We start from the raw sequence: 24,322 nt of genomic DNA, 5'->3' as shown, positions 1-24,322 counted from the left end.
GACATGCTGCATTTGTCCCGCCTTACCTCGCTGGCCCTGGCGATCGCCCTCGTGATCGGTGCGCCCCTGGCTTTTGCCGCCGACCCGGCCCCGTTGGCGCCAGCCAGCACGGCCGCGACCACCAAGGCCCCACTGCCGCTGGACGAACTGCGCACCTTTGCCGAGGTCATGGACCGGATCAAGGCCGCCTATGTGGAACCGGTGGATGACAAGGTACTGCTGGAGAACGCCATCAAAGGCATGCTCAGCAACCTTGACCCGCATTCGGCCTACCTGGGGCCAGAAGACTTTGCCGAGCTGCAGGAAAGCACCAGCGGCGAGTTTGGTGGCCTGGGTATCGAGGTCGGCAGCGAAGACGGCTTCGTCAAGGTGGTCTCGCCGATCGACGACACCCCTGCATCCAAGGCCGGCATCCAGGCCGGAGACTTCATCGTCAAGATCAATGGCCAGCCGACCCGCGGCCAGAGCATGACCGAAGCCGTGGACAAGATGCGCGGCAAGATCGGCCAGAAGATCACCCTGACCCTGGTGCGCGATGGCGGCACGCCGTTCGACGTGACCCTGACCCGCGCGGTCATCCAGGTCAAGAGCGTGAAGAGCCAGTTGCTGGAGTCGGGCTACGGTTACATCCGCATCACCCAGTTCCAGGTCAAGACCGGCGAAGAAGTCGCCAAGGCCCTGGCCAAGATGCGCAAGGACAACGGCAAGAAACTCAACGGCCTGGTCCTGGACCTGCGCAACAACCCCGGCGGCGTACTGCAATCGGCGGTGGAAGTGGTCGATCACTTCATCACCAAGGGCCTGATCGTCTACACCAAGGGCCGTATCGCCAATTCCGAGCTGCGCTTCTCGGCCACCGGCAACGACTTGAGCGAAGCCGTGCCACTGGTAGTGCTGATCAACGGCGGCAGCGCCTCGGCCTCGGAAATCGTCGCCGGCGCCCTGCAGGACCAGAAGCGTGGCGTGGTCATGGGCACCACCAGTTTCGGCAAGGGCTCGGTGCAGACCGTGTTGCCACTGAACAACGACCGCGCCCTGAAGATCACCACCGCGCTGTACTTCACGCCCAACGGCCGCTCCATCCAGGCCCAGGGCATCGTCCCGGACATCGAGGTGCGCAAGGCCAAGATCACCAACGAGCAGGACAGCGAATACTTCAAGGAAGCCGACCTGCAAGGTCACCTGGGCAATGGCAACGGTGGCGCCGACAAGCCGACCGGCTCCGGCGCCAAGGCCAAGCCAATGCCTCAGGATGACGACTATCAGTTGGCCCAGGCCCTGAGCCTGCTCAAAGGATTGAACATCACGTCCGGCCGCTGAGATGGGCCTGCGTTTCACCTTCGTCCTGCTGTGCCTGCTGGCAGGAGCCGTTAATGCGGCTCCCGCCACATCCTCCTCGCCGCACAAGGCGTACCTGAGCCTGATCATCGACGACCTGGGGCAAAACCTGCCTCGGGATCGCCGGGTACTGGCCCTCCCCGGCCCCGTCACCGCCGCGATCATGCCGGACACGCCCCACGCAGCCGAATTCGCCCGCGAGGCCCATCGGGCCGGCAAACTGGTCATGCTGCACATGCCCATGGATCCGGCCACAGGGCCGTTCGCCTGGCATCCGGAACTGCCCATCGAAGAACTCGGCAAACGCCTGGACGCCGCATTCGCCGCCGTGCCCTACACCAGCGGGATCAACAACCACATGGGCAGCCGCATGACTGCCCAACCCCAGGCCATGGCGTGGTTGATGGCGAATTTGCAACAGCGCCACAAGTTTTTCGTCGACAGCCGCACCAGCGCCCAGACTGTCGCCGCCGCCGAGGCGCAGAAGATTGGCCTCGCCAGTGTCTCGCGGGATGTGTTCCTGGATGACGAGCGTACCGAAGCCGCCATTGCCCACCAGCTTCAGGTGGCCATTGAACTCGCCCGTCGGCAGGGTTCGGCAGTAATGATTGGGCATCCCTACCCGCAGACCCTCGCAGTGCTCGAACGCGAACTACCTCGGCTCAAGGCCGAGGGCATCGAATGGATCGACATCAAGTCGATGATCAGCCTGCGCAGTAATCGCGCGATGGTCGGGCATGGGAAAGATGGGGTTTATCGGTAGCGGCTGAGCGCCATCTCAAACCGCGACACCGCCATCGCGAGCAGGCTCGCTCCCACAGATTTCCGGGCGCCTACAGAAGTCAGTTCCACCGCCAAGCCTGTGGGAGCGAACCTGCCCGCGATGCGGTGGTACGGTCGGGTACAGCGCTCAGAGATACCGCGCCAGGATCGCATCCACCGCACCTTCCTTACGCAGCTGGTCCAGGGCCGCTTGCAGCCGGGCAACCACGTCGTCAGGCACGTTTTTATTCAACGCCAGGTACAGCTCGGCACTGTTGAATCGCAGTACGGTCTTGAGGTCGTTCACCCCTTCCTGGCGCGCCAGGTAACGCCCGGCAGGATCTCCGGTGGCCCACAGGTCGATCTGGCCGCTCAGCAGTTTTCTGGCGTTGTCCTGATCGCGCAATACCACAATCGGCTTCAGGCCCTGCTTGGCCAATGTCTCGGCAATCGCGTCGCCCTTGTAGGCGCCAATCCTGTATTGGCGCGCCTGTTCCAGCGAGTCGAGGGCGATCTTGCTGTCAGCCTTGGCGAGCATGATCCAATCATCCGGGCCGATGGGGCCGACCCATTTGAAAAGCTTTTCGCGCTCCGGCAATCGCGCCATGACAAACACGCCATAGCCAGGGTTTTCCAAGGCGAGTTTGTAGATTCGCTCCCAAGGGAAACGTAGCGTCAGGCTATAGGAGATGTCGGCGCGCTTGAATATTTCGCGGACGATGTCCACGGCAATGCCGTTGATGTTCTCGTCCTGGGCGAAGTTTTTGCCGTTCTTGGCCATGTTGTACGGCGGGAAGTTTTCCGTCAGCAATACCAATGACGTATCGGCGGCGCGGGCGGTACCTGCAAGTAGCAACGTGACGCCGGCAAAGGCAAGAACGAGACGTTTGAGCATGTCGGGCTACCGCAATCCATGGTGTGCCCAAGAGTGCCTTGGGCCCGCCATGGTGTCCAGCGATCAGCGAATGCAGATACCGCGATGCGCCATATAGGCCTTGGCTTCCGGCACGGTGTATTCGCCGAAGTGGAAGATGCTCGCCGCCAGTACTGCACTGGCGTGGCCTTCGAGGATGCCGTCAGCCAGGTGTTGCAGGTTGCCGACGCCGCCGGAGGCGATGACCGGGATGCCCAGGGCATCGCTGATGGCGCGGGTGACTCCGAGGTCGAAGCCGTTTTTCATGCCGTCCTGGTCCATGCTGGTCAGCAGGATTTCACCAGCACCCAGGCCTTCCATCTTCTTCGCCCATTCAACGGCGTCGAGGCCCGTGGGTTTACGACCGCCGTGGGTGAAGATTTCCCAGCGCGGGGTTTCGTCCGGGCCGGAGACCTTCTTGGCATCGATGGCCACGACGATGCATTGCGAACCGAAGTGCTGGGCCGCTTCGCCAACGAATTCCGGGTTGAACACCGCCGCGGTGTTGATGGACACCTTGTCCGCACCGGCGTTGAGCAGGTTGCGGATGTCCTGCACGGTGCGCACGCCACCGCCCACGGTCAGCGGGATGAACACCTGGCTGGCCATGCGCTCGACAGTGTGCAAGGTGGTATCGCGGCCATCGACGCTGGCCGTGATGTCGAGGAAGGTAATCTCGTCCGCACCCTGTTCGTCGTAGCGACGGGCGATTTCCACCGGGTCGCCGGCGTCACGGATGTTCTCGAACTTCACGCCCTTGACCACCCGACCGTTGTCCACGTCCAGGCAAGGGATGATGCGTTTGGCCAGCGCCATGGTGAGTCCTCAGCCTTTGTAGGAATCGCAGAAGGCCTGGGCCTCGGCGACGTCCAGGGTGCCTTCGTAGATCGCGCGACCGGTGATCGCGCCGATGATGCCCGGCGCCTTGGCGTCGAGCAGCGCCTTGATGTCGCCCAGGTTATGGATACCGCCGGAGGCGATCACCGGGATCTTCGTGGCGGCGGCCAGGGCGGCAGTGAACGGGACGTTGCAGCCCTGCATCATGCCGTCTTTGGCGATGTCGGTGTAGACAATGGCAGACACGCCGTCAGCCTCGAAACGCTTGGCCAGGTCGATCACCTGCACGCTGCTGACTTCAGCCCAACCGTCGGTGGCGACGAAGCCGTCTTTTGCGTCCAGGCCAACGATCACCTTGCCCGGGAAGGCGCGGCAGGCTTCGGCGACAAACTCAGGCTCCTTGACGGCCTTGGTGCCGATGATCACGTAGCTCACGCCAGCCTTGACGTAGTGTTCGATGGTTTCCAGCGAACGAATGCCGCCGCCGATCTGGATCGGCAGGTTCGGGTAGCGCTTGGCGATGGCCGTGACCACTTCACCGTTCACCGGCTGCCCTTCGAAAGCGCCGTTCAGGTCAACCAGATGCAGGCGACGGCAGCCGCCCTCCACCCACTTGGCGGCCATGCTCACCGGGTCATCGGAGAACACCGTGGAGTCTTCCATGCGGCCCTGACGCAGACGTACGCATGCGCCGTCCTTGAGATCGATAGCGGGGATAATCAGCATCTGGCAAACCTTCAAATACGAATATTCAGCTTGGCTCGAAAATCAATTCTTCTCGAGCGCCCACAAGTCGCTTTCAATGCTTTCGAACCTTTCTTTAAGGTGCGTCTGCACATCGAAAATCGCCCTGTTGTAATAGTGCGGCGCAATTTCGCGGGTAAACAGGTCAAGAATTTCCGCCGCTTCGAACGAACCCAGGTCCAGTTCGAAACGCTCCTCCATGAACCGTTGGATCTTGCGGTTCGCTTCACCCTCCTGCTCGGGCGTGAGGGTGAGGATCGGCGGTTTCTTGCGGGCCATTACCAGCGCCCGTCCCACGCGGCGAAGTTCTGCAGCAGTTGCAGGCCGTGGGTATGGCTCTTCTCCGGGTGGAACTGCACGGCGAAGCGCGAACCATCGGCCAGGGCCGCGGCGAAATCGACTCCATAGTGACCGCTGCCCACTACCTGCCGTGCATTGCCGGCCGCGATGTAGTAGCTGTGCACGAAGTAGAAGCGCGCCAGGTCCGGAATGTTGTGCCACAGCGGGTGATCCACTGTCTGCTTCACTTCGTTCCAGCCCATGTGCGGGACTTTCAGGTGTTCGCCGTCTTCATGCAGGCCCTTGCCAAAAAACTTCACCTGGCCTGGGAACATGTTGATGCAATCGACACCGTCGTTCTCTTCGCTGCGTTCGAGCAGGGCTTGCATGCCCACGCAAATGCCGAGGAACGGACGGTCCTGGCTGACTTCGTGCACCAGCTTGTCGAAGCCCAGGCGACGAATCTCGGCCATGCAATCGCGAATCGCACCGACGCCGGGGAAGACCACCCGGTCGGCTTCGCGAATCACATCGGCATCGCTGGTGATCAGCACCTTGCCGGCCCCCACGTGCTCGAGGGCCTTGGCCACCGAGTGCAGGTTGCCCATGCCATAGTCGATAACCGCGACCGTCTGCATTACAGCACGCCCTTGGTGGAAGGCATCTGGCCGGCCATGCGGTCATCGAGCTCCACGGCCATGCGCAGCGCGCGGCCGAAAGCCTTGAACACGGTTTCGATCTGGTGGTGGGTGTTGTGCCCGCGCAGGTTGTCGATGTGCAGGGTCACGTTGGCGTGGTTGACGAAGCCCTGGAAGAATTCCTGGAACAGGTCAACGTCGAAGCCGCCGACGGTGGCACGGGTATACGGCACATGCATCTGCAGACCCGGGCGGCCGGAAAAGTCGATGACCACGCGCGACAGCGCTTCATCGAGCGGCACGTAGGCATGGCCGTAGCGACGGATGCCCTTCTTGTCGCCGATGGCCTTGGTAAAGGCCTGGCCCAGGGTGATACCGACGTCTTCCACCGTATGGTGGTCGTCGATATGCAGGTCGCCCTTGCTGACGATGTCCAGGTCGATCAGCCCGTGACGGGCGATCTGGTCCAGCATGTGCTCAAGAAAAGGCACGCCGATATCAAACCGGGCCTTTCCGGTGCCATCCAGGTTGATCGAGGCTTTGATCTGGGTTTCCAGAGTGTCGCGCTCGACAGACGCCTTACGTTCGGCCATCACCAGCTCCGCAAAATCATTGGGCGAAAAAGGCAGCCATTATAGGGGCGCGAGCGGCAAACAGAAACACGGGAGGTGATATCCCTGACGGGTTGTCGGCGATAGACATGTCCATACAAGCTTTCGCCTACACACAAAACAAATGTGGGAGCGAGCCTGCTCGCGATAGCGGTGCATCGGAAGACAATGATGTCGACTGACACGCCCTCATCGCGAGCAGGCTTGCTCCCACATGGGTTGCCCTTACCCAATGGGTCAGGGCAACGGTCTTAGCGGAACAACACCGCCGTCTTCTGCAGGGTCACCCACACACCCCACGCCAACGGAATGCCCACCACCAGCCAGGCAGCGACCGCCAGGGGCTTGGTGCCTGGCGCGGCTTTCCACTCCAGCGAAGTGGTGCTGTCTGCGCCCTTGTCATGGCCCAGCGCCTGTTCGGCGGCCAGTTCGGCGTCGGTCATGAAGTACTTGTCGGCGACCGGACGGACCAGCAGGTTGCACAGGAAGCCCAGCACCAACAGACCGGAGAGGATGTACAGGGTGATGTCATAGGCCGCGGCGCGTTCAACGCCGATGCTCAGTTGATATTCACGCAGGTAGTTCACCAGCACCGGACCCAGCACGCCCGCCGCAGCCCATGCGGTCAACAGGCGACCGTGGATCGCGCCGACCATTTGCGTACCGAACAGGTCCGCCAGGTAGGCCGGCACGGTGGCGAAACCGCCGCCGTACATCGACAGGATGATGCAGAACGCCGCCACGAACAGCGCGACGCTGCCCAGGTGCCCCAGGTTCGGGATCAGCGCGTACAGGGCAAAGCCCAGGGCGAAGAACACGAAATAGGTGTTTTTACGACCCAGGTAATCCGAGAAGGATGCCCAGAAGAACCGACCACCAATGTTGAACAGGCTCAACAGACCGGTGAAACCGGCGGCGATAGCCGCGATCTGACCCAGTTGCGTAGCGTCCAGCTGGCCGAACGGCAGGTCATTGCCGAGCAACTTGCCACCGAACACTTCCTGCAGCAGTGGCGAAGCCATGCCGAGGATGCCGATACCGGCGGATACGTTCAGGCACAGCACCAGCCAGACCAGGCGGAACTGCGGGGTTTTCCAGGCAACGTTCACGTGAACGTGGCGATGGGTGATCATCGCGTTCGCGGCTTTCTTCGGTGCCGGGGTCCAGCCTTCAGGCTTCCAGCCAGTCGGCGGAACGCGGTACGACAAGGCGCCACCGATCATGAACACGAAGTAGATCGCGGCCATGACCAGGAAGCTCTGCCATACGCCCACGCCAGTCGGCGAGGCGAAATGGCTCATCAGCGCTGCGGCCAGCGGTGCACCGACCATCGCACCACCGCCGAAGCCCATGATCGCCATGCCGGTGGCCATGCCACGCTTGTCCGGGAACCACTTGATCAGGGTCGATACCGGGGAGATGTAGCCCAGGCCCAGACCGATACCACCGATCACCCCGGAACCGACCCACATCAGCCAGATCTGGTGGGTATAGATGCCCAACGCGGAAATCAGCAGGCCACCGCACCAGCACAATGCCGAGACAACACCGGCCTTGCGCGGCCCGGCGTGTTCCAGCCAGCCGCCCCAGATGGCTGCCGAGCAACCCAGGAAGATGAAGAACAGGGTGTAGATCCAGCCGAGCATCGAGATCGGCCAGTCACATTGGGACGAAAAGACTTGCGAGATGAAGCTCATGTCCGGTGCACAGGCCACAGGCTTGGAGATACCCAAGGCTTTGGACAGTGGCAACCAGAACACCGAAAAGCCGTAGGCCATGCCGATGCACAGGTGAATGGCCAGTGCGGCCGGTGGAACCAGCCACCGGTTGAAACCGGGCTTGGCGATGATGCGTTCCTTGGAGAGGAACGCTGGCTGGTCGGCGATGCCGCCCGCCGTGATGCTCGTGCTCATTGTGTATCCCCCAGTTATTGGAATGGTTCGCCAGCCACGCATCACCCTCAGCCTTCATTGCACGCAGGCATGGCTGTATTTTCTGGTGAAGCTCCATAGTGTGCGACATCAAGTCGCAGAAGGGCGGACGAACGGGCAAAGGTTACCATTTGCTCGCGGCAGAAAAACCAAAGTGATATCACCTTTTTCGTGCCATCTGTCTTATCGCACACTTGCTCGCTTTCTGTAGGGGACTAACGATTTATTTTTTCAGGAGTTGAGCCCCCTCTCTGTGGCGAAGGGATTTAGCGAAACGTCGCACCAGCCCGCTTGGGTGCACGAAGTGGCCTCGAAACCAAACGCTTCGATCCATCAGGTTGTGATTGTCTTTGCTGATATCAGTGTTGCTTCGCAACCCTGCGGGGATAAATCCCCTCGCCACAGGTCTATGTTCGGCAGCCTGGCAGGAGAACGATCCTCCAACGCGCCACCAACTCAGAGCGTTATACTCCCGGCTAAATTTTGAACTCAACCTACAAGGATTCGCCCATGAAAGCGTTCGGCAAAATCCTGGGTCTGGTACTTCTCGGGCTGTTGCTGATCATTGTGGCCCTGGGCTTTGCCCTGACCCACCTGTTCGATCCCAACGACTACAAAGAAGAGATCCGCCAGATAGCCCGCGACAAGGCCCACATCGAGCTGACCCTCAATGGCGACATCGGCTGGAGCCTGTTTCCATGGCTGGGCCTTGAGTTGCACGACGCCAGCGTCGCGACCTTGGCCAGTCCTACCCAACCTTTCGCCGACCTGCAGATGCTCGGTCTTTCGGTTCGGGTGATACCGCTGCTGCGCCGGGAAGTACAAATGAGCGATGTGCGGGTCGAAGGCCTGAACCTGCGGCTCAACAGTGACAAGAACGGTCACGGCAACTGGGAGGACATCGGCAAGGTGCCAGCCTCCACGACGACGGCGAACGCCCCGGCACCGGTGCCGACCGAGCAACCGACTTCGCCCGCCAGCACCCCGGCGGAAAAACCTGCCCAGCCAACCCGCCTGGACATCGACAGCCTGACCGTGAACAACGCCCGCGTCGAATACACCGACGAGCGGACCGGCAAGCTGTTCACGGCCGAGAGCATCCAACTGAGCACCGGCCCGGTCCACGACTCCACCAATATCCCGGTCACCCTGACCGCCTTCCTGTCCAGCAATCAGCCAGCCGTACGTGTACGCACCGAAGTGACGGGTGAACTGCGCTTCGAACGCGCCCTGCAACGCTACAAGTTCGAGGACCTGAAACTGTCCGGCGAAGCCACGGGCGATCCCTTGCAGGGCAAAACCCTGAACTTCGCCGCCCAAGGCCAACTGTTCCTGGACAAGGCGGCAAACGTCGCCGAGTGGACCGGTATCAAACTGTCGCTCAATCAACTGCGCGCCCTGGGTGAACTGAAAGTCAACGACCTCGACAAGACCCCGCAATTGAATGGCGGTGTGTCGATCGCCCAGTTCGATCTGGCGAAGTTCGTCGACAGCATCGGCCAGACACTCCCGGCCATGGCCGAAGGCAGCCTGAGCAAGGTCGAACTGGTCAGCCGCATTGCCGGCACGCCGACCAGCGTCGAACTCAACAACATCAACCTGAAGATCGATGACAGCAGCTTCAACGGTCGCATCGCCGTGGAAGACTTTGCCAAACAGGCCTTGCGCGTGCAGCTCAAGGCCGACACGTTCAACGTCGACCGTTACCTGCCGCCAAAGTCCGCCGAAGCCGACAGTTCCAAGGCCGCCCGCGAGGCCGAAGTCAGCAACACCGAGGTCAGCGCCATGGCCGGTGCCGGCAGCACACCGCTGCCGAGCTCTCCGACTCAGGGGGCCTGGAGTAATGATCGGCTGTTCCCGGTGGAACGCCTGAGCAAGCTGGACCTCGATGCCGACCTGACCTTCGGGCAACTGACCCTCGATAAACTGCCGATCCAGAACGCTGCACTCAAGGCTACCGGCCTGGGCGGCCTGCTGACCCTGGAGAACCTGCGCGGCGATCTGTACAGCGGCAACTTCGAAACCAAGGGCACCCTGGACGTGCGCCAGCCTACGCCACAGTTGAGCCTGCAAACACGCATCAACCGGGTCCCTGCCGAGAAGATCATCGAAAGCCAAGGCAAGAATCCGCCGGTCAAAGGCCTGGTCACCGTCAACAGTGCGATCACCGCCAGCGGTAATAGCCAGAAGGCCCTGATCGACAGTCTCAACGGCAACGCCGGGTTCGTCATCAACGATGGCGTACTGCTCAATGCCAACCTCGAACAGCAATTGTGCAAAGGCATCGCCACCCTCAATCGCAAGACCCTCAGCGGCGAACCGCGGGGCAAGGACACGCCGTTCCAGCAACTCAACGGCAATCTCACCTTCAATAATGGCGTTGCCAACAACCCGGACCTGAAAGTCCGCATCCCCGGCATGACCGTCAATGGCAACGGCGATATCGACCTGCGGGTGTTGGGCATGGATTACCGCGTCGGCGTCATCGTCGAGGGCGACAAGAGCGACATGCCCGACCCGGCCTGCCAGGTCAACGAACGCTACGTCGACGTTGAATGGCCATTGCGCTGCCGTGGCCCACTGGAGCTCGGGGCGAAGGCCTGCCGCCTGGACAACGACGGGCTGGGCAAGGTCGCGGCGAAACTGGCCGGCGACCGGCTCGGCGACAAGATCGATGAGAAGCTCGGCGACAAGGTCAGTCCGGAGCTGAAAGACGCACTCAAGGGGCTGTTCAAGCGATGAGAGCCGAGCAGTTTTCCACCGCCGTCCTGGACTGGTTCGACCGCCACGGGCGCCATGATCTGCCCTGGCAGCAGGACATCACGCCCTATCGGGTGTGGGTCTCGGAAATCATGTTGCAGCAGACCCAGGTCAGTACCGTGCTCAACTACTTCGACCGGTTCATGGCCGCGCTGCCCACCGTCCAAGCCCTGGCCGCCGCGCCGGAGGACGAAGTGCTGCACCTGTGGACCGGGCTGGGCTATTACACCCGCGCGCGCAATTTGCAGAAAACCGCGAAAATCGTTGTCGACCAATACGGTGGGGAGTTTCCCCGGGACGTGGAAAAACTCACCGAGTTGCCGGGCATCGGCCTGTCCACCGCTGGCGCCATCGCCAGTATCAGCATGGGCCTGCGGGCACCGATCCTCGATGGCAACGTCAAACGGGTGCTGGCGCGTTTCACCGCCCAGGAAGGCTATCCGGGCGAGCCCAAGGTAGCGAAACAGCTGTGGGCCACCGCCGAGCGCTTCACGCCACAGGACCGCGTCAACGCCTACACCCAGGCGATGATGGACCTGGGCGCCACCCTTTGTACCCGCAGCAAGCCCAGTTGCCTGCTCTGCCCGCTGAAGCAAGGCTGCGAAGCCCACATGCTGGGCCTGGAAACCCGCTACCCCATTCCCAAGCCACGCAAGGAAGTGCCCAAGAAGCGTACCTTGATGCCAATGTTGGCCAACCACGAGGGCGCGATCCTGCTTTACCGCCGCCCTTCCACAGGGCTGTGGGGCGGGCTGTGGAGCCTGCCGGAACTCGACGATCTCGACGACCTGCAACACCTGGCCCTGCAACACTCGCTGGAATTGGGTAGCCAACAGCAAATGCCAGGCCTGGTGCACACCTTCAGCCACTTCCAGTTGGCGATCGATCCCTGGCTGGTCCGGGTCCGGGAAACCGGCCATCACGTGGCCGAGGCCGACTGGCTCTGGTATAACCTCGCCACCCCGCCGCGCCTGGGCCTTGCCGCCCCGGTCAAAACCTTGCTCGAACGCGCGGCCGCCGTAATGAACGCAGGAGAGTTGCAATGACCCGCACCATCATGTGCCGCAAGTACAAAGAAGAACTCGAAGGCCTGGAGCGCGCGCCGTTCCCGGGAGCCAAGGGCCAGGACATCTTTGACCACGTCTCGGCCAAGGCCTGGGCCGACTGGCAGAAACACCAGACCCTGCTGATCAATGAAAAACGCCTGAACATGATGAACGCTGAAGATCGCAAATACCTTCAAGGCGAGATGGACAAGTACTTTTCCGGTGAAGATTACGCCAAGGCCGAAGGCTACGTGCCGCCGTCCGAATAAGCTGTTCAGCGCGGGGGTGGATCGTAAGCGACGGTAATAATTAAATATTTTTTGATAACGTGCTTGACGCCCCCCCGAAAAACCCGTTTAATGCGCCCCGTTGCCCAGATAGCTCAGTCGGTAGAGCAGGGGATTGAAAATCCCCGTGTCGGCGGTTCGATTCCGTCTCTGGGCACCAAATACCGAAAACCCCGATCAAGAAATTGATCGGGGTTTTTTATTGCCTGGGATTTTCTTCCTGTGCATTGTCGACTCAGCTACATTCGTCCGCTCCTCTCTAGCAAGCGAGTCGACATGGACATCACCGGTATCCCCTTCGGCACCACCGATTGGTCCACCATCGAACCCACCGAGCACAAAGGCGTCACCGGAACTGCCTATTGGCGCACGCGGCAATTCGGGGATATTCGGGTACGTATGGTGGAGTACACCGCCGGGTATCTGGCCGACCATTGGTGCACCAAGGGTCACATCCTGTTTTGCCTCAAGGGCGAGCTCCATACTGAGCTAGAAGACGGTCGGCAATTTTTGCTCAAGCCCGGCATGAGCTATCAAGTCGCCGACCAGGCCGAGCCTCATCGATCCTCCACTTCATCGGGGGCGACGCTCTTCATAGTGGATTGAGATTCGAAGCGTGCGCGTTGAAGCTGTAGGATAGATGGCCTTATCCATCAGGAATCCGACCATGTCATCGGCGAACAAACAGCACAAGCGCAGCCAGCGCGCCAAGGCGAAAGCCAAGCAGAACCGCACTCAGCGTGCTGCTGCGCCAAACGATTTCCTGGACCCGAACGACGAGCGCATCGATCTGGAAACCGTGGACCTGACGGAGCTGTTCCAACTCATGAGTGCCGCCGAAAAGATCAGCCAGAAGGCGATGTGCGAAGCGTTCCTGGCCCATCCCCTGCTGGCGCTGGTGCTGGAGCAGGAAGGTGAGGAAGAAGCGACCGACTTCATCTTTACCGCACTGATCGAATACCGCCGTCTGACCACGGGCGTGGATGAGCAGACCGCGCTGGATTGGGTGGAAAGCAAGCAATTCCAGGCCGATTATGTGGCTGCATCCCAGGCGCTGACGCAAGGCCAGGACTGACTGTCTGGCCGGGGCCGCGGTGGATGACGCCCTGCGGGGATAGTTCCTACAAACCGGGGTCAACCAAGACGGGGCGGCGTCATCCCCGTCCTGCATCAATCCGCTATTTTTCCTCCCAAGCAATCAGCCCCGTCCGGCATCATCGAAACGCCGCCCGGAGCATCCTTGCGGTCCGCCCCTTCTCAATGGCTGGACACTGCGATGACGCCACTGCTGCCCCAAGATGACCCACAGCTCGCCCCCTTGATCAACGAACTCGGCGAGTTGATTCGCCAGGCACGCCAGAAGGTCCTGCGAGCCGTCGATACGCTCCAGGTACAAACCTGCTGGCAGATCGGCCGGCATATCATCGAGTTCGAACAGGGTGGCGCCGAACGGGCGGCTTACGGGGCACGGTTGTTGCCATCGCTGGCTAAAGTGCTGACGGCACGGTTCGGGAAGGGATTCGATGCCTCGAATCTGCGCTACATGCGACTTTTTTATCAAGCATTTCCAATGTGTGACGCACTGCGTCACGAATTGAGTTGGACCCACTATCGAGTATTGCTGCGTGTCGAAAATACTCCTGCACGCCATTGGTATATGAACGAAGCCGCAACGCAAAACTGGTCCACCCGCGCCCTGGAACGCCAGATCGGCAGTTTCTATTACGAACGCCTGCTGGCAAGCCGCGACAGGCCGGCGGTGGAGCAGGAAGCCACCACCCATATCAAGGAGATGAACCTCGGCCCCCGGGATATCGTCAGGGATCCGGTGGTCCTGGAATTCCTCGGCCTGCCCAATGCCGGCGCGCTACTGGAAACGGAACTGGAGCAGGCCTTGATCGACCAGCTACAGGGTTTCCTTCTCGAACTGGGCAAGGGCTTCGCCTTCATCGCCCGTCAGCAACGCATCAGCACCGAAAGCAAAGACTTCTACCTCGACCTGGTCTTCTATAACTACCTGCTCAAGTGCTTCGTGATCGTCGACCTCAAGCGTGGCGAACTGAGCCATCAGGACATTGGGCAGATGGACATGTACGTGCGCCTCTACGACGAGCTGAAACGCGGTCCTGATGACAAACCCACCGTCGGCATCATTCTCTGTTCCCGGAAAGACGAATCAGTGGTGCGTTACTCCGTATTGCAAGGCAATGAACAACTGTTCGCCAGCCAATACCAGCTGGTGCTCCCCACGGAAGAAGAGCTGCGCAAAGAGCTGGATCGCGAGCGAGCGCGACTCGAGGAGGGGCAATCGGGCACAACGGCTTGAAGAAATGAGAGCCGATCTGATGGACGCGCACTCAAAAAACCCATGTAAGATTGGTGCGCTTTTTTTCCAGCAACGCTTCAATCAAAGAGCGTCATCCTGCATGTCATCGGCCCCGCCCCACCCTTCTCTGATTCAGGCATTGCGGACCGAAACCGCTGAACTGCACGTCGCCCTGGAAAAACGCCTGCCGTTTTTCTCGCAACAGCTGGACCTGGATCTGTACCGACGCCTGATGGCGGCTTACTACGGTTTTTATCAGCCGCTGGAGCAACAGCTTCATGTGCTGGCGCTGATTCCAACCGGGCTGGACCAATCCCTGCGCATCAAACTGCCGGTATTGCGAGCCGACCTCAAGGCACTGGGCCTGGATGAAGCCGCTATCGAGGCATTGCCCACCTGCCAGGCGCTGCCACGAATCGACTCCCGAGCCGCCGCCCTCGGCGTTTCCTACGTGCTGGAAGGTGCGACCCTCGGCGGGCAGATCCTGCGGCGCAGGGTTGCCGAGCAGCTCGACCTTGATGCCTCCAGCGGCGCGGCCTTTCTCAATGTGTATGGCGAACTCACCGGTCGACGCTGGAAGGATTTCCTTCAATACCTGGACGACAGGAACCTTGGCGAGGCCCAGGTGTTCGAAGTCACACGCGCCGCCAAGGCGACGTTCTCTCATTTTGAACACTGGCTGGACAGCCAAAAGGTACTGTTATGACCCCGGAAAACCAGGAAGCCTTCGACGAACTGCTGGCCAATTGCGCAGACGAACCGATTCGCTTTCCTGGGGCCATCCAGCCTCACGGCGTGTTGTTGATGCTGTCCGAGCCCGATTTCGTGATCCGTCAGGTCAGCGCCAACGCGTTGCAGTTGATGGGGCAAGATCCCCACAGGCTGTTGGGCCAGACACTCGACGCACTGCTGGGGCTGGAACAGGCCGAGGCGATCCTCATCGCCTGTCGCGCCGCCCCGGAAAGCGACAGCGTGCCCGTGGCCATTGTCGTGAACCAGCAGCGTTTTGATGCCCTGGTACATCGCCACCAGGGCGCCCTGATCGTCGAACTGGAACAGCACCTGAGCGACTATCGCCCCGAAGGCGTCAGCGGCGAGGCGAACATGGGGCGTATGCTGCAACGTCTGCAAAGTGCGAAAACCCTTCAGGCACTGTACGAAATCAGCGTGCGGGAAATCCAGGCCATGACCGGTTACGACCGGGTGCTGATCTACCGCTTTGAGGAAGAAGGCCACGGCCAGGTGATTGCCGAGGCCAGCGCGCCGTCGATGGAACTCTACAAAGGCCTGTTTTTCCCGGCGTCGGATATTCCCGAACAGGCCCGCGAGCTGTATCGCACCAACTGGCTGCGGATCATTCCCAATGCCGACTACGCGCCGGTACCGCTGGTCCCGGAACTGCGGCCCGACACCCAGGCGCCGCTGGACCTGAGTTTTGCCACGTTGCGCAGCGTCTCGCCGATCCACCGCCAATACATGAAAAACATGGGCGTGCTGTCCTCCATGAGCATCTCGCTGATGGAAGGCGAGCGCCTGTGGGGGCTGATCAGTTGCGGCAATCGCCAACCGCTGCTTGTTCCCCATGAAATGCGCATGGCCTGCCAGACCATCGGCCAGGTGCTGTCGTTGCAGATCAGCGCCATGCAGGCCCTGGAGCTGACCCGGCAGAGGGACGCCAAGCTGGAAGACCTCAAGGTCCTCGCCGCGGTCATGGCCGAGTCCAGCGACAACGTCTTCGATGGCCTGTCCAATGAGCCACAACGCCTCATGGACCTGACCGGCGCCAGCGGCGTCGCGATTTTCGAAGACAACAAGCTGCACCGCCACGGCCAATGCCCGGAACCGGAGCAGATCCGCGAGCTGCACAAATGGATTCTGGAAACCGACAAGCCGGTGTTCTCCCACCACAACCTGAGCAGCGTCTTCGCGCCTGCCCAGGCTTATCAGGACGTAGCGAGCGGGGTGCTGGCGATCCACCTGCCCAAGCCGGTGGAAAACGGTGTGCTGTGGTTCCGTCCCGAGGTGAAGCAAACCCTGCAATGGAGCGGTGACCCGCAAAAGCCCCTGGACCTGGAAAACAGCGAGACCGGCCTGCGCCTGCGACCCCGGACGTCTTTCGAGATCTGGAAAGTCGAAATGGCCGGCATCAGCACCAAATGGACCCATGGCGAGCTGTTCGCCGCCAACGACCTGCGACGCTCGGCCCTGGAAAACGACCTGGCCCGCCAGGTACGCAAGGAGCGCCAAGCCGTGCAGGCGCGCGACGAACTGGTGGCCGTGGTGTCCCATGACCTGCGCAGCCCGATGACGGTCATTTCCATGCTCTGCGGCATGATGCAAAAGGCCTTCAGCTCCGACGGCTCCCACAGTTCCAAGCGAATTTCTTCCGCCATCGACACCATGCAACAGGCCACCAGCCGCATGAACACGCTGCTGGAAGACCTGCTCGACACCTCGCGCATCGACGCCGGACGCTACACCATCAATCCCCAGCCGATGGATGTCAGTCAGATCTTCGACGACGCCTGCTCGCTGCTGACGCCGCTGGCCACTGCCAAGGCCATCGACATGTCCTTCCATGCCGAACCCAACCTGAGGATCAGCGCCGATCCCGAGCGGTTGTTCCAGGTGCTGTCCAACCTGATTGGCAATGCCATCAAGTTCACACCACAACAGGGCTCCGTGGGCATCAGCGCGATGTCCGTTGGCAACGAGATTGTATTCAGCGTGCGCGACACCGGTGAAGGTATTGCGCCAGAACAGCTGCCTCATGTTTTCGAGCGCTACTGGACGACCAAGGAAGGCAACCCCAACGGCACCGGATTGGGGTTGTACATTTCCAAGGGGATTGTCCTGGCCCATGGCGGTAAACTGCACGCCGAAAGCCAGCCAGGCCAGGGCAGCGAATTTCGCTTTACCGTGCCAAAAATCGACTGAACCGGGCGCCGCCCCCTAATGAATTGGAAACCGAAGCCCAATGGCCTCACTGAACAAACAGCAGAAACGCGCCAAGCGCGCCAAAGACAAAGCCAAGCAGATCCGCATGACCGGGCGCAAATCGATCCCGATGTATGGCGACCCGGCACACGCCACCGCCCAACCACCGGTCTACGTGCTGGAACTGTTCGCCAAGCTGCGCGAAGCCGAGGCCGTCAGCCGCAGTGAAATGCTCGATACGCTGCTCACGTCCCTGAGCGTAATGATCATCGAACGCCCAGGCCTGCTCGACCTGAAAAACGCCGAAAACGAAAGCATGGCAGCCACCAACCTGGCCGCCGACATGCTGGTGGACTACCGCATGTGGGTCGATGACATGGATCGCGAGACGGCCCAGCGCTGGCTCAGCACCCCGGAGTTCATCGAGGATTTCAGCCAAGCGCTGGACCGTTATCGCCAGTCCATGGAAGAGCCCGCCAGCGAGTAAGCCGGCTGGCTATTCGTCACCGTTCCAATGGAACACCAGGCTGCGTGGGGCGCCACTGCCTACCTGGGCGGTGTCGTGCCGCGCCTCGCCGTTGCGCGTCGCCACCACCGTGTACTTGCCCGGCGGCAACTGCACGTAAACCAGCGGTCCCGCGTCATCCAGCGTCAGCAGCGTTTGCCCCGACGCGTTCTGGACGGTGACATCCACATCCGGGATGTATTTGTTTTCCACGCCAATCGCGAATGTCATGTGCAGGTTATAGCCCTGGGCCTGGCCGATGGCGTGGGCTTCATCCTCGCCGATACCGCCGGATAGATAGGTGATGCCGTTCTGCTGTAACGGTTGGACTTGCACGCCTGCGCTGTCTATTGGAGCCAGGTTGGTGGCGTTGGGCGTGATGGGAAATAGCAATGCACCGATGGCGATAAGACAGTAAAGGAACTTCATGGCGGCAACTCCTGGTTCTGGGAAAGCCATCTCATTTGATGGATTCAGGACCATTCCGGTTTAGATCGATTGGAAGTTGGGCCGACTGCGGATTGGAATAGCACGCTCATCCGGTTAACCCTTCCAACCCCCGCCCAAAGCTGGCACCATCGCGCCTTTTTTTACGCGACTCCCCGGACTTTTCACCGGTAAACAAGGTTCAAACGGCCGTTCGGTTGTTGATGGCGCGACAGACTGCTGTGCCGATGCGACAACCTGCCGCACATCACCGGTTTACCGCCCGTAGCGCTGTTGGCTGCCATTCGGACGCATGCTAGCTTGGCCGCCTCGCCAAGGAAGGCCACCAACAGCAAGGGAGCACACATCATGAGGACCGCACATGGCCCAGGCCACGCCCGCGCTTGAAATCCGCAACCTGCACAAACGCTACGGACAGCTGGAGGTGCTCAAGGGTGTCTCGCTGACCGCCCGCGACGGCGACGTGATCTCGATCCTGGGTTCCTCCGGATCCGGCAAGTCCACGTTCCTGCGCTGCATCAATCTGCTGGAAAACCCCAACCAGGGCCAGATTCTGGTGGCCGGCGAAGAGCTCAAGCTCAAGGCCGCGAAAAACGGTGAACTGATGGCCGCCGACGGCAAGCAGATCAACCGCATGCGTAGCGAGATCGGGTTTGTGTTTCAAAACTTTAACCTTTGGCCGCACATGAGCGTGCTCGATAACATAATCGAAGCCCCGCGCCGAGTGCTTGGCCAAAGCAAGGCCGAAGCCGTCGAAGTCGCCGAAGCCCTGCTGGCCAAGGTTGGCATCGCCGACAAGCGCCATGCCTACCCGGCCGAACTGTCCGGCGGCCAGCAACAACGAGCGGCCATCGCCCGCACCTTGGCCATGCAGCCCAAGGTGATTCTGTTCGACGAACCCACTTCCGCCCTTGACCCGGAAATGGTCCAGGAAGTACTTAGTGTGATCCGCGCCTTGGCCGAAGAGGGCCGCACCATGCTGTTGGTGACCCACGAAATGGGGTTCGCCCGTCAGGTTTCCAGCGAAGTCGTGTTCCTTCATCAAGGCCTGGTCGAAGAGCAAGGATCGCCACAGCAGGTCTTCGAGAACCCGCTTTCGGCGCGCTGCAAACAATTCATGTCCAGCAACCGCTAACGGAGCAGTACACATGCAGACCTACAAGAAATTCCTCCTGGCCGCAGCGGCCAGCCTGGTTTTCTCGGCCAGCGCCATGGCGGCCGACAAACTGAAGATGGGCATCGAGGCGGCCTATCCGCCGTTCAACAACAAGGACGCCAGCGGCCAGGTCGTGGGGTTCGATAAAGACATCGGCGACGCCCTGTGCGCCAAGATGAAAGTTGAGTGCGAAGTAATCACTTCCGACTGGGACGGCATCATCCCGGCCCTGAACGCCAAGAAGTTCGACTTCCTGATTTCCTCGCTGTCGGTCAACGAAGAACGCAAGCAGGCCGTGGACTTCACCGACCCGTACTACTCCAACAAACTGCAATTCATCGCACCGAAAAACGTCGATTTCAAAATCGATAAAGCGTCTCTCCAAGGTAAGGTCATCGGGGCACAGCGCTCCACGCTCGCCGGCACCTGGATGGAAGACAACATGGAAGGCGTCGAGCTGAAACTCTACGACACCCAGGAAAACGCCTACCTGGACCTGACCTCCGGCCGTCTCGACGGGATCCTGGCAGACAAATACGTGAACTACGACTGGCTGAAAACCGACGCTGGCCGTGCTTACGAATTCAAAGGTGACCCGGTGGTAGAGGGCGACAAGATCGCCATTGCCGTGCGCAAGGGCGATCCACTGCGTGACCGACTGAACGCAGCACTGAAAGAAATTGTTGCTGACGGCACCTATAAAAAGATCAACGACAAGTACTTCCCGTTCAGCATCTATTGATGCCGACGCGCCTGGCCGACGCTGCTCCTGGCAGCGCCGGCCCTTAGCAAAGCCTGCCGCGATATGAATTCTTACCCATGATGATCGATCTCTACGGATTCGGCCCGGCGCTCGCTGCCGGCGCGCTGATGACCGTCAAGTTGGCGCTCACGGCCCTCTGCCTGGGGCTGGTGCTCGGCCTGCTCGGTGCCCTGGCCAAGACCTCGCCATACAAGCCGCTGCAATGGCTTGGTGGCACTTATTCAACACTGGTTCGCGGCATCCCGGAATTACTCTGGGTGCTATTGATCTATTTCGGCACCGTTAACCTGATGCGTGCCTTGGGTGAGTACTTCGGCAATCCCGACCTTGCCCTCAACGCCTTCGCCGCCGGGGTCATTGCCCTGGGCCTGTGCTTTGGCGCCTACGCCACGGAAGTGTTTCGCGGCGCGATCCTGGCGATTCCCAAGGGCCACCGCGAGGCCGGCGTCGCCCTGGGCCTGTCGAAGTGGCGGATCTTCACCCGGTTGATCATGCCGCAGATGTGGCGCATCGCCCTGCCCGGCCTGGGCAACCTGTTCATGATCCTGATGAAGGACACCGCGCTGGTCTCGGTGATCGGCCTGGAAGAAATCATGCGTCATGCGCAAATCGGCGTGACCGTGTCCAAGCAACCGTTCACCTTCTATATGGTCGCAGCCTTCATGTACCTGGGCCTCACGGTGTTCGCCATGATCGGCATGCACTTGCTGGAACGACGCGCCGCCCGTGGCTTTACCAGGAGCACCCAATGAACTGGGACGTCATCATCAAGTGGCTGCCGAAGCTGGCCCAGGGCGCCACGTTGACCCTGGAGCTGGTAGCCATCGCCGTGATCGCCGGGCTGCTGCTGGCGATTCCACTGGGCATCGCCCGCTCTTCGCGCCTGTGGTACGTACGGGCGTTGCCCTACGCCTACATCTTCTTTTTCCGTGGCACGCCGCTGTTGGTCCAGCTGTTTTTGGTCTACTACGGCCTGGCACAGTTCGATGCCGTGCGTAGCAGCGCGCTGTGGCCGTACCTGCGGGATCCGTTCTGGTGCGCCACGGTCACCATGACCCTGCACACCGCCGCCTACATCGCCGAAATCCTGCGCGGCGCCATCCAGGCCATCCCAAAGGGCGAGATCGAAGCCGCGCGGGCCCTGGGCATGTCCCGACCCAAGGCGTTGTTCTACATCATGCTGCCCCGTGCTGCGCGCATCGGCCTGCCGGCCTACAGCAACGAAGTGATCCTGATGCTCAAGGCCAGCGCCCTGGCGAGTACCGTGACCCTGCTGGAACTCACCGGCATGGCCCGCACCATCATTGCCCGGACCTACCTGCCGGTGGAGATTTTTTTCGCCGCCGGCATGTTCTATCTGCTGATGTCCTTTTTCCTGGTGCAAGGCTTCAAGCAGCTGGAGCGCTGGTTGCGCGTCGATGCCTGCCAGGGGCGCTGACAGCAGCGGCGTGCTGACGGGCGAGGCATTGCTCGCCCGCTTCACGGCGCTGGACGCTTTTCTCACGGCGCACCAAGTGCTGTGGAAGCCGCGTCCGTTCACCTATCTGCAACTGCCTTGGGAAACGTCCCACCCGGAATTGGCCCGATGGCTACGCCAGCGTTCGCTGGAAGCTGCGGAAAACGACCATCATCAGCCGTGGTTGATGGAAGGCGCACCAGCGCCCTTCCCGGAATTGGCCGCAATCTCCCGCGCATTGAGCGCTGTCGCAGAATTGCCCGCCAGCACGCTCGAAGCGCCAAGCCATCGCCTGAACGTCGACGTGCCCGGGCGCAAATGGCAGCAGATCGAAGCCTTCGCCAGCCGTCTGCACTTCACCACCCAGCCGACCCACTGGCTGGATTGGTGCGCCGGCAAAGGCCATCTCGGTCGACGCCTGCTGCACGACAAACAGCAACTGACCTGCCTGGAATACGACCCTGCACTGGTCTCCAGCGGCCAACAACTGAGCCTGCGCCATCGCCTGCCCGCCACGCACCTGCAACAAGACGTGCTAGCGGCGGACGCCACCCAGGCGCTCCACCCCGAACACACCCCCGTGGCCCTGCACGCCTGCGGAGACCTGCATGTTCGCTTGATGCACCTGGCCAGCGCCGTTGGCTGTGCACAACTGGCTATCGCGCCGTGCTGTTACAACCGCATCAACACCGAACGCTATCAAGCGCTATCCGACGCCGCCAAGGCCTCTGCCCTACAGCTGTCGCTCGACGATCTCAGCCTGCCCCTGAGCGAAACCGTCACCGCTGGCGCGCGCGTCAGAAGACAACGGGACCACTCCATGGCCTGGCGCCTGGGCTTCGATTTGCTGCAACGGCAAATCAGAGGGTGCGACGACTATCTGCCCACGCCGTCACTGCCCACCGTTTGGTTGGAAAAGTCCTTCGCCCAATACTGCATCGATCTGGCATCTCTGAAAGACTTATCCACAGTCGGCACGCCTGATTGGGCCGCCTTGGAAGCAGCGGGCCATCAGCGCTTGGCCGAAGTGCGCAATCTGGAGTTGCTGCGAGGCCTGTTCCGGCGACCACTGGAGCTTTGGCTGGTCCTGGACCGAGCGCTTTTCCTTACCCAAGAAGGCTACGACGTGCGCCTCGGCACCTTCTGCGATACGCCGCTGACGCCACGCAATCTGATGTTGTTGGCAGAACGTTACGACGCCGAAACAGCCTGTGGATAACTCTGTTGATGAAATAAACCTGGATCCAAGAAATCCGCGATTTCCTGACCGAATCAAGGCTGGTCATTTTTTGTTCACATGGATAAAAAACCATGAAAACAGGCATTTGCGACGAAACGCGAAAGCGGTCACAAAATCGCAAGATGCCCTTCGCCTCCACCTGCCCGTTGTGCATAAGCGCCCAAGCAAAACGACATAACCGCCGAATTCAGTGCTGCCCCGCGCCAGTAATTGCGTCCACCGCGCCCGTGCTATACAACAGCCCAACGTATCGTGATTGACACAATGCCGACACACTCAAGGACTGGCCGTGACGTTCATTTCCTACGCACAAAACTTCGAAGACATACGCCTGTGGCGCGCCCTTCAATCGGTGGAAAACGGCTTTTACCTCGACGTCGGCGCCAACCATCCGACAGATGATTCGGTCACCCGAGCGTTTTACGACCGCGGCTGGCGCGGCATCAATATCGAACCGGTGCCGGCCTACTATGATGCCCTCTGCCAACAACGCCCCCACGACATCAACCTGCAATGCGTGGCCGGCGAAAACGCCGAAAGCCTGACCTTCTACACCATCGCCGACACCGGCTTATCCACAGTGGAAGCCAGCGTCGCCCAACAACACCGCGACGCCGGCATGGACGTGCGCAACCAGACCGTCCAGTCCCGCACCCTGGCCTCCATCTGCGAGCAATACGCCCAGGACCGCCCCATCCACTTTCTGAAAATCGACGTCGAAGGCCACGAAGAAACCGTGCTGCGCGGCATGGACTTCAGCCGCTGGCGCCCCTGGATCATCCTCATCGAAACCCCATGGGCCCGCGACCAGACCTGGGAAACCCTGGTGACCGACGCCGCCTACCAGTCCATCCTGTTCGACGGCATCAACACCTACTACCTCGCCGAGGAACACCTGGCCCTCAAACCCGCCTTCGACATCCCACCGTGCAACCTCGACGGCTTCCAGCTCTGCAAAGGCCACAAATTCAGCCACCCCCTGAGCGACACCGACCAACAACTCAGCGCCGCCCTGCAACGCGCCGAACAGGCCGAAGCCCAACTCCACGCCATCCAAAACAGCCGCACCTGGCGAGCCCTGAACAAACTGCGCACGCTGCTGCACCGCGCCCAAGCCGGACCTGCGCAAAAATAGTCAGAATTCAGGGGTTTACAGAACGCACCCAATCGCTATAATCGTCGCCCACACGCCGGTATAGCTCAGTTGGTAGAGCAACTGACTTGTAATCAGTAGGTCCCGGGTTCGACTCCTGGTGCCGGCACCACATTAGGCTCCATTGCATTCCACTGAATGCTCTGGAAGCCCCGAAAACCCGCCCTTTGGCGGGTTTTTTCGTTCCAGGACC

General features: G+C 60.9%; 25 protein-coding genes and 2 tRNA genes. 19 read left to right on the top strand and 8 right to left on the bottom strand.

The genetic code is table 11. The features are described from left to right. Nucleotides 1–3 precede the first annotated feature (3 nt). Nucleotides 4–1,320 carry a S41 family peptidase gene (locus PBDP_RS01970; protein WP_109751983.1) on the top strand — a complete coding sequence of 439 codons (1,317 nt, stop codon included), beginning with the start codon at nt 4–6 and terminating at the stop codon, nt 1,318–1,320. Nucleotide 1,321: 1 nt separating this feature from the next. After that, entirely contained in the window at nt 1,322–2,101 is a 780-nt protein-coding gene (locus tag PBDP_RS01965) for a divergent polysaccharide deacetylase family protein (RefSeq protein ID WP_116833962.1), read from the top strand. 147 nt (nt 2,102–2,248) lie between these two features. On the opposite strand, the gene PBDP_RS01960 is transcribed toward PBDP_RS01965, so the two are convergent. From PBDP_RS01960 to PBDP_RS01930, 7 genes are all read right to left on the bottom strand, one after another. Then, nucleotides 2,249–2,995, bottom strand: coding sequence for a substrate-binding periplasmic protein (locus PBDP_RS01960; protein WP_109751981.1), 747 nt, complete (start codon nt 2,993–2,995; stop codon nt 2,249–2,251). A gap of 63 nt (nt 2,996–3,058) precedes the next feature. Next, nucleotides 3,059–3,829: an imidazole glycerol phosphate synthase subunit HisF gene (hisF, locus tag PBDP_RS01955; RefSeq protein ID WP_212801750.1), complete on the bottom strand. Its 771-nt coding sequence runs from the start codon at nt 3,827–3,829 to the stop codon at nt 3,059–3,061. Nucleotides 3,830–3,838: 9 nt separating this feature from the next. Then, nucleotides 3,839–4,576 (bottom strand): 1-(5-phosphoribosyl)-5-[(5-phosphoribosylamino)methylideneamino]imidazole-4-carboxamide isomerase, encoded by a 738-nt coding sequence (hisA, locus tag PBDP_RS01950; protein ID WP_038605771.1) that lies wholly within the window; start codon nt 4,574–4,576, stop codon nt 3,839–3,841. Between the two features lie 42 nt (nt 4,577–4,618). Then, nucleotides 4,619–4,873: a DUF2164 domain-containing protein gene (locus PBDP_RS01945; RefSeq protein ID WP_109751980.1), complete on the bottom strand. Its 255-nt coding sequence runs from the start codon at nt 4,871–4,873 to the stop codon at nt 4,619–4,621. Then, nucleotides 4,873–5,511, bottom strand: a complete 639-nt coding sequence (hisH, locus tag PBDP_RS01940) for an imidazole glycerol phosphate synthase subunit HisH (protein WP_109751979.1) — start codon at nt 5,509–5,511, stop codon at nt 4,873–4,875. The genes PBDP_RS01945 and hisH overlap by 1 nt, the downstream gene beginning before the upstream one ends. Beyond that, nucleotides 5,511–6,104 carry an imidazoleglycerol-phosphate dehydratase HisB gene (gene hisB / locus PBDP_RS01935; RefSeq protein ID WP_003186751.1) on the bottom strand — a complete coding sequence of 198 codons (594 nt, stop codon included), beginning with the start codon at nt 6,102–6,104 and terminating at the stop codon, nt 5,511–5,513. Before hisB ends, hisH begins: the two co-directional genes overlap by 1 nt. A 269-nt stretch (nt 6,105–6,373) precedes the next feature. After that, nucleotides 6,374–8,035: an OFA family MFS transporter gene (locus PBDP_RS01930; RefSeq protein WP_109751978.1), complete on the bottom strand. Its 1,662-nt coding sequence runs from the start codon at nt 8,033–8,035 to the stop codon at nt 6,374–6,376. 528 nt (nt 8,036–8,563) lie between these two features. Between PBDP_RS01930 and PBDP_RS01925 the strand changes: the two genes are divergently transcribed. The 10 genes from PBDP_RS01925 (at nt 8,564) to PBDP_RS01880 (ending at nt 17,896) form a co-directional block, all read left to right on the top strand. Further along, entirely contained in the window at nt 8,564–10,795 is a 2,232-nt protein-coding gene (locus tag PBDP_RS01925; RefSeq protein ID WP_212801749.1) for an AsmA family protein, read from the top strand. Continuing rightward, on the top strand, nt 10,792–11,859 hold the full coding sequence (gene mutY / locus PBDP_RS01920; protein ID WP_109751976.1) for an A/G-specific adenine glycosylase: 1,068 nt from the start codon (nt 10,792–10,794) through the stop codon (nt 11,857–11,859). The genes PBDP_RS01925 and mutY overlap by 4 nt, the downstream gene beginning before the upstream one ends. Next, nucleotides 11,856–12,128 (top strand): oxidative damage protection protein, encoded by a 273-nt coding sequence (locus tag PBDP_RS01915; protein ID WP_109751975.1) that lies wholly within the window; start codon nt 11,856–11,858, stop codon nt 12,126–12,128. Before mutY ends, PBDP_RS01915 begins: the two co-directional genes overlap by 4 nt. Before the next feature lie 102 nt (nt 12,129–12,230). Then, nucleotides 12,231–12,306 (top strand) — tRNA-Phe (locus PBDP_RS01910). 116 nt (nt 12,307–12,422) lie between these two features. Next, nucleotides 12,423–12,752, top strand: a complete 330-nt coding sequence (locus PBDP_RS01905; protein WP_109751974.1) for a DHCW motif cupin fold protein — start codon at nt 12,423–12,425, stop codon at nt 12,750–12,752. Between the two features lie 61 nt (nt 12,753–12,813). Next, entirely contained in the window at nt 12,814–13,221 is a 408-nt protein-coding gene (locus tag PBDP_RS01900; protein WP_109751973.1) for a hypothetical protein, read from the top strand. Nucleotides 13,222–13,422: 201 nt separating this feature from the next. After that, nucleotides 13,423–14,472 carry a PDDEXK nuclease domain-containing protein gene (locus PBDP_RS01895; protein WP_109751972.1) on the top strand — a complete coding sequence of 350 codons (1,050 nt, stop codon included), beginning with the start codon at nt 13,423–13,425 and terminating at the stop codon, nt 14,470–14,472. A 100-nt stretch (nt 14,473–14,572) separates the two neighbouring features. Then, a complete protein-coding gene (locus tag PBDP_RS01890; protein WP_212801748.1) occupies nt 14,573–15,178 on the top strand; it encodes a biliverdin-producing heme oxygenase in 606 nt (201 codons plus the stop codon). Further along, nucleotides 15,175–17,409 (top strand): ATP-binding protein, encoded by a 2,235-nt coding sequence (locus PBDP_RS01885; RefSeq protein ID WP_109751970.1) that lies wholly within the window; start codon nt 15,175–15,177, stop codon nt 17,407–17,409. Before PBDP_RS01890 ends, PBDP_RS01885 begins: the two co-directional genes overlap by 4 nt. A 40-nt stretch (nt 17,410–17,449) precedes the next feature. Continuing rightward, on the top strand, nt 17,450–17,896 hold the full coding sequence (locus PBDP_RS01880; RefSeq protein WP_109751969.1) for a hypothetical protein: 447 nt from the start codon (nt 17,450–17,452) through the stop codon (nt 17,894–17,896). Nucleotides 17,897–17,905: 9 nt separating this feature from the next. On the opposite strand, the gene PBDP_RS01875 is transcribed toward PBDP_RS01880, so the two are convergent. Further along, the gene (locus PBDP_RS01875; RefSeq protein ID WP_109751968.1) at nt 17,906–18,343 is read right to left on the bottom strand and encodes a carboxypeptidase regulatory-like domain-containing protein; all 438 of its coding nucleotides are present in this window, start codon (nt 18,341–18,343) and stop codon (nt 17,906–17,908) included. A 379-nt stretch (nt 18,344–18,722) separates the two neighbouring features. Between PBDP_RS01875 and PBDP_RS01870 the strand changes: the two genes are divergently transcribed. The 7 genes from PBDP_RS01870 (at nt 18,723) to PBDP_RS01840 (ending at nt 24,241) form a co-directional block, all read left to right on the top strand. Continuing rightward, nucleotides 18,723–19,496: an ABC transporter ATP-binding protein gene (locus PBDP_RS01870; RefSeq protein ID WP_116833958.1), complete on the top strand. Its 774-nt coding sequence runs from the start codon at nt 18,723–18,725 to the stop codon at nt 19,494–19,496. Between the two features lie 13 nt (nt 19,497–19,509). Then, a complete protein-coding gene (locus PBDP_RS01865; RefSeq protein ID WP_109751967.1) occupies nt 19,510–20,259 on the top strand; it encodes an ABC transporter substrate-binding protein in 750 nt (249 codons plus the stop codon). Between the two features lie 77 nt (nt 20,260–20,336). Next, on the top strand, nt 20,337–21,032 hold the full coding sequence (locus tag PBDP_RS01860) for an ABC transporter permease (protein WP_109751966.1): 696 nt from the start codon (nt 20,337–20,339) through the stop codon (nt 21,030–21,032). Beyond that, nucleotides 21,029–21,718, top strand: a complete 690-nt coding sequence (locus PBDP_RS01855) for an ABC transporter permease (protein ID WP_109751965.1) — start codon at nt 21,029–21,031, stop codon at nt 21,716–21,718. Before PBDP_RS01860 ends, PBDP_RS01855 begins: the two co-directional genes overlap by 4 nt. Then, nucleotides 21,699–22,955 (top strand): methyltransferase, encoded by a 1,257-nt coding sequence (locus tag PBDP_RS01850; RefSeq protein ID WP_116833957.1) that lies wholly within the window; start codon nt 21,699–21,701, stop codon nt 22,953–22,955. Before PBDP_RS01855 ends, PBDP_RS01850 begins: the two co-directional genes overlap by 20 nt. A 310-nt stretch (nt 22,956–23,265) precedes the next feature. Further along, on the top strand, nt 23,266–24,111 hold the full coding sequence (locus PBDP_RS01845) for an FkbM family methyltransferase (RefSeq protein WP_212801747.1): 846 nt from the start codon (nt 23,266–23,268) through the stop codon (nt 24,109–24,111). A 54-nt stretch (nt 24,112–24,165) separates the two neighbouring features. Beyond that, a tRNA-Thr gene (locus PBDP_RS01840) sits at nt 24,166–24,241 on the top strand. Nucleotides 24,242–24,322: the final 81 nt, after the last annotated feature.

The sequence above is a fragment of the Pseudomonas sp. St290 genome (genome assembly GCF_018325805.1).
GTDB lineage: Bacteria > Pseudomonadota > Gammaproteobacteria > Pseudomonadales > Pseudomonadaceae > Aquipseudomonas > Aquipseudomonas bijieensis.
Note: the sequence above shows the minus strand (reverse complement) of the source record. Positions and strands in the feature narration are given on the sequence as shown.

What these genes read in the sequence shown, in the direction of transcription:
- PBDP_RS01930 (WP_109751978.1), bottom strand. Translation starts at nt 8,035, where the DNA reads ATGAGCACGAGCATCACGGCGGGCGGCATCGCCGACCAGCCAGCGTTC.
- hisA (WP_038605771.1), bottom strand. Translation starts at nt 4,576, where the DNA reads ATGCTGATTATCCCCGCTATCGATCTCAAGGACGGCGCATGCGTACGT.
- PBDP_RS01905 (WP_109751974.1), top strand. Translation starts at nt 12,423, where the DNA reads ATGGACATCACCGGTATCCCCTTCGGCACCACCGATTGGTCCACCATC.
- PBDP_RS01865 (WP_109751967.1), top strand. Translation starts at nt 19,510, where the DNA reads ATGCAGACCTACAAGAAATTCCTCCTGGCCGCAGCGGCCAGCCTGGTT.
- PBDP_RS01915 (WP_109751975.1), top strand. Translation starts at nt 11,856, where the DNA reads ATGACCCGCACCATCATGTGCCGCAAGTACAAAGAAGAACTCGAAGGC.
- PBDP_RS01925 (WP_212801749.1), top strand. Translation starts at nt 8,564, where the DNA reads ATGAAAGCGTTCGGCAAAATCCTGGGTCTGGTACTTCTCGGGCTGTTG.
- hisB (WP_003186751.1), bottom strand. Translation starts at nt 6,104, where the DNA reads ATGGCCGAACGTAAGGCGTCTGTCGAGCGCGACACTCTGGAAACCCAG.
- PBDP_RS01900 (WP_109751973.1), top strand. Translation starts at nt 12,814, where the DNA reads ATGTCATCGGCGAACAAACAGCACAAGCGCAGCCAGCGCGCCAAGGCG.
- PBDP_RS01875 (WP_109751968.1), bottom strand. Translation starts at nt 18,343, where the DNA reads ATGAAGTTCCTTTACTGTCTTATCGCCATCGGTGCATTGCTATTTCCC.
- mutY (WP_109751976.1), top strand. Translation starts at nt 10,792, where the DNA reads ATGAGAGCCGAGCAGTTTTCCACCGCCGTCCTGGACTGGTTCGACCGC.
- PBDP_RS01885 (WP_109751970.1), top strand. Translation starts at nt 15,175, where the DNA reads ATGACCCCGGAAAACCAGGAAGCCTTCGACGAACTGCTGGCCAATTGC.
- PBDP_RS01860 (WP_109751966.1), top strand. Translation starts at nt 20,337, where the DNA reads ATGATGATCGATCTCTACGGATTCGGCCCGGCGCTCGCTGCCGGCGCG.
- hisH (WP_109751979.1), bottom strand. Translation starts at nt 5,511, where the DNA reads ATGCAGACGGTCGCGGTTATCGACTATGGCATGGGCAACCTGCACTCG.
- PBDP_RS01895 (WP_109751972.1), top strand. Translation starts at nt 13,423, where the DNA reads ATGACGCCACTGCTGCCCCAAGATGACCCACAGCTCGCCCCCTTGATC.
- PBDP_RS01945 (WP_109751980.1), bottom strand. Translation starts at nt 4,873, where the DNA reads ATGGCCCGCAAGAAACCGCCGATCCTCACCCTCACGCCCGAGCAGGAG.
- PBDP_RS01855 (WP_109751965.1), top strand. Translation starts at nt 21,029, where the DNA reads ATGAACTGGGACGTCATCATCAAGTGGCTGCCGAAGCTGGCCCAGGGC.
- PBDP_RS01850 (WP_116833957.1), top strand. Translation starts at nt 21,699, where the DNA reads ATGCCTGCCAGGGGCGCTGACAGCAGCGGCGTGCTGACGGGCGAGGCA.
- PBDP_RS01970 (WP_109751983.1), top strand. Translation starts at nt 4, where the DNA reads ATGCTGCATTTGTCCCGCCTTACCTCGCTGGCCCTGGCGATCGCCCTC.
- PBDP_RS01965 (WP_116833962.1), top strand. Translation starts at nt 1,322, where the DNA reads ATGGGCCTGCGTTTCACCTTCGTCCTGCTGTGCCTGCTGGCAGGAGCC.
- hisF (WP_212801750.1), bottom strand. Translation starts at nt 3,829, where the DNA reads ATGGCGCTGGCCAAACGCATCATCCCTTGCCTGGACGTGGACAACGGT.
- PBDP_RS01880 (WP_109751969.1), top strand. Translation starts at nt 17,450, where the DNA reads ATGGCCTCACTGAACAAACAGCAGAAACGCGCCAAGCGCGCCAAAGAC.
- PBDP_RS01890 (WP_212801748.1), top strand. Translation starts at nt 14,573, where the DNA reads ATGTCATCGGCCCCGCCCCACCCTTCTCTGATTCAGGCATTGCGGACC.
- PBDP_RS01960 (WP_109751981.1), bottom strand. Translation starts at nt 2,995, where the DNA reads ATGCTCAAACGTCTCGTTCTTGCCTTTGCCGGCGTCACGTTGCTACTT.
- PBDP_RS01870 (WP_116833958.1), top strand. Translation starts at nt 18,723, where the DNA reads ATGGCCCAGGCCACGCCCGCGCTTGAAATCCGCAACCTGCACAAACGC.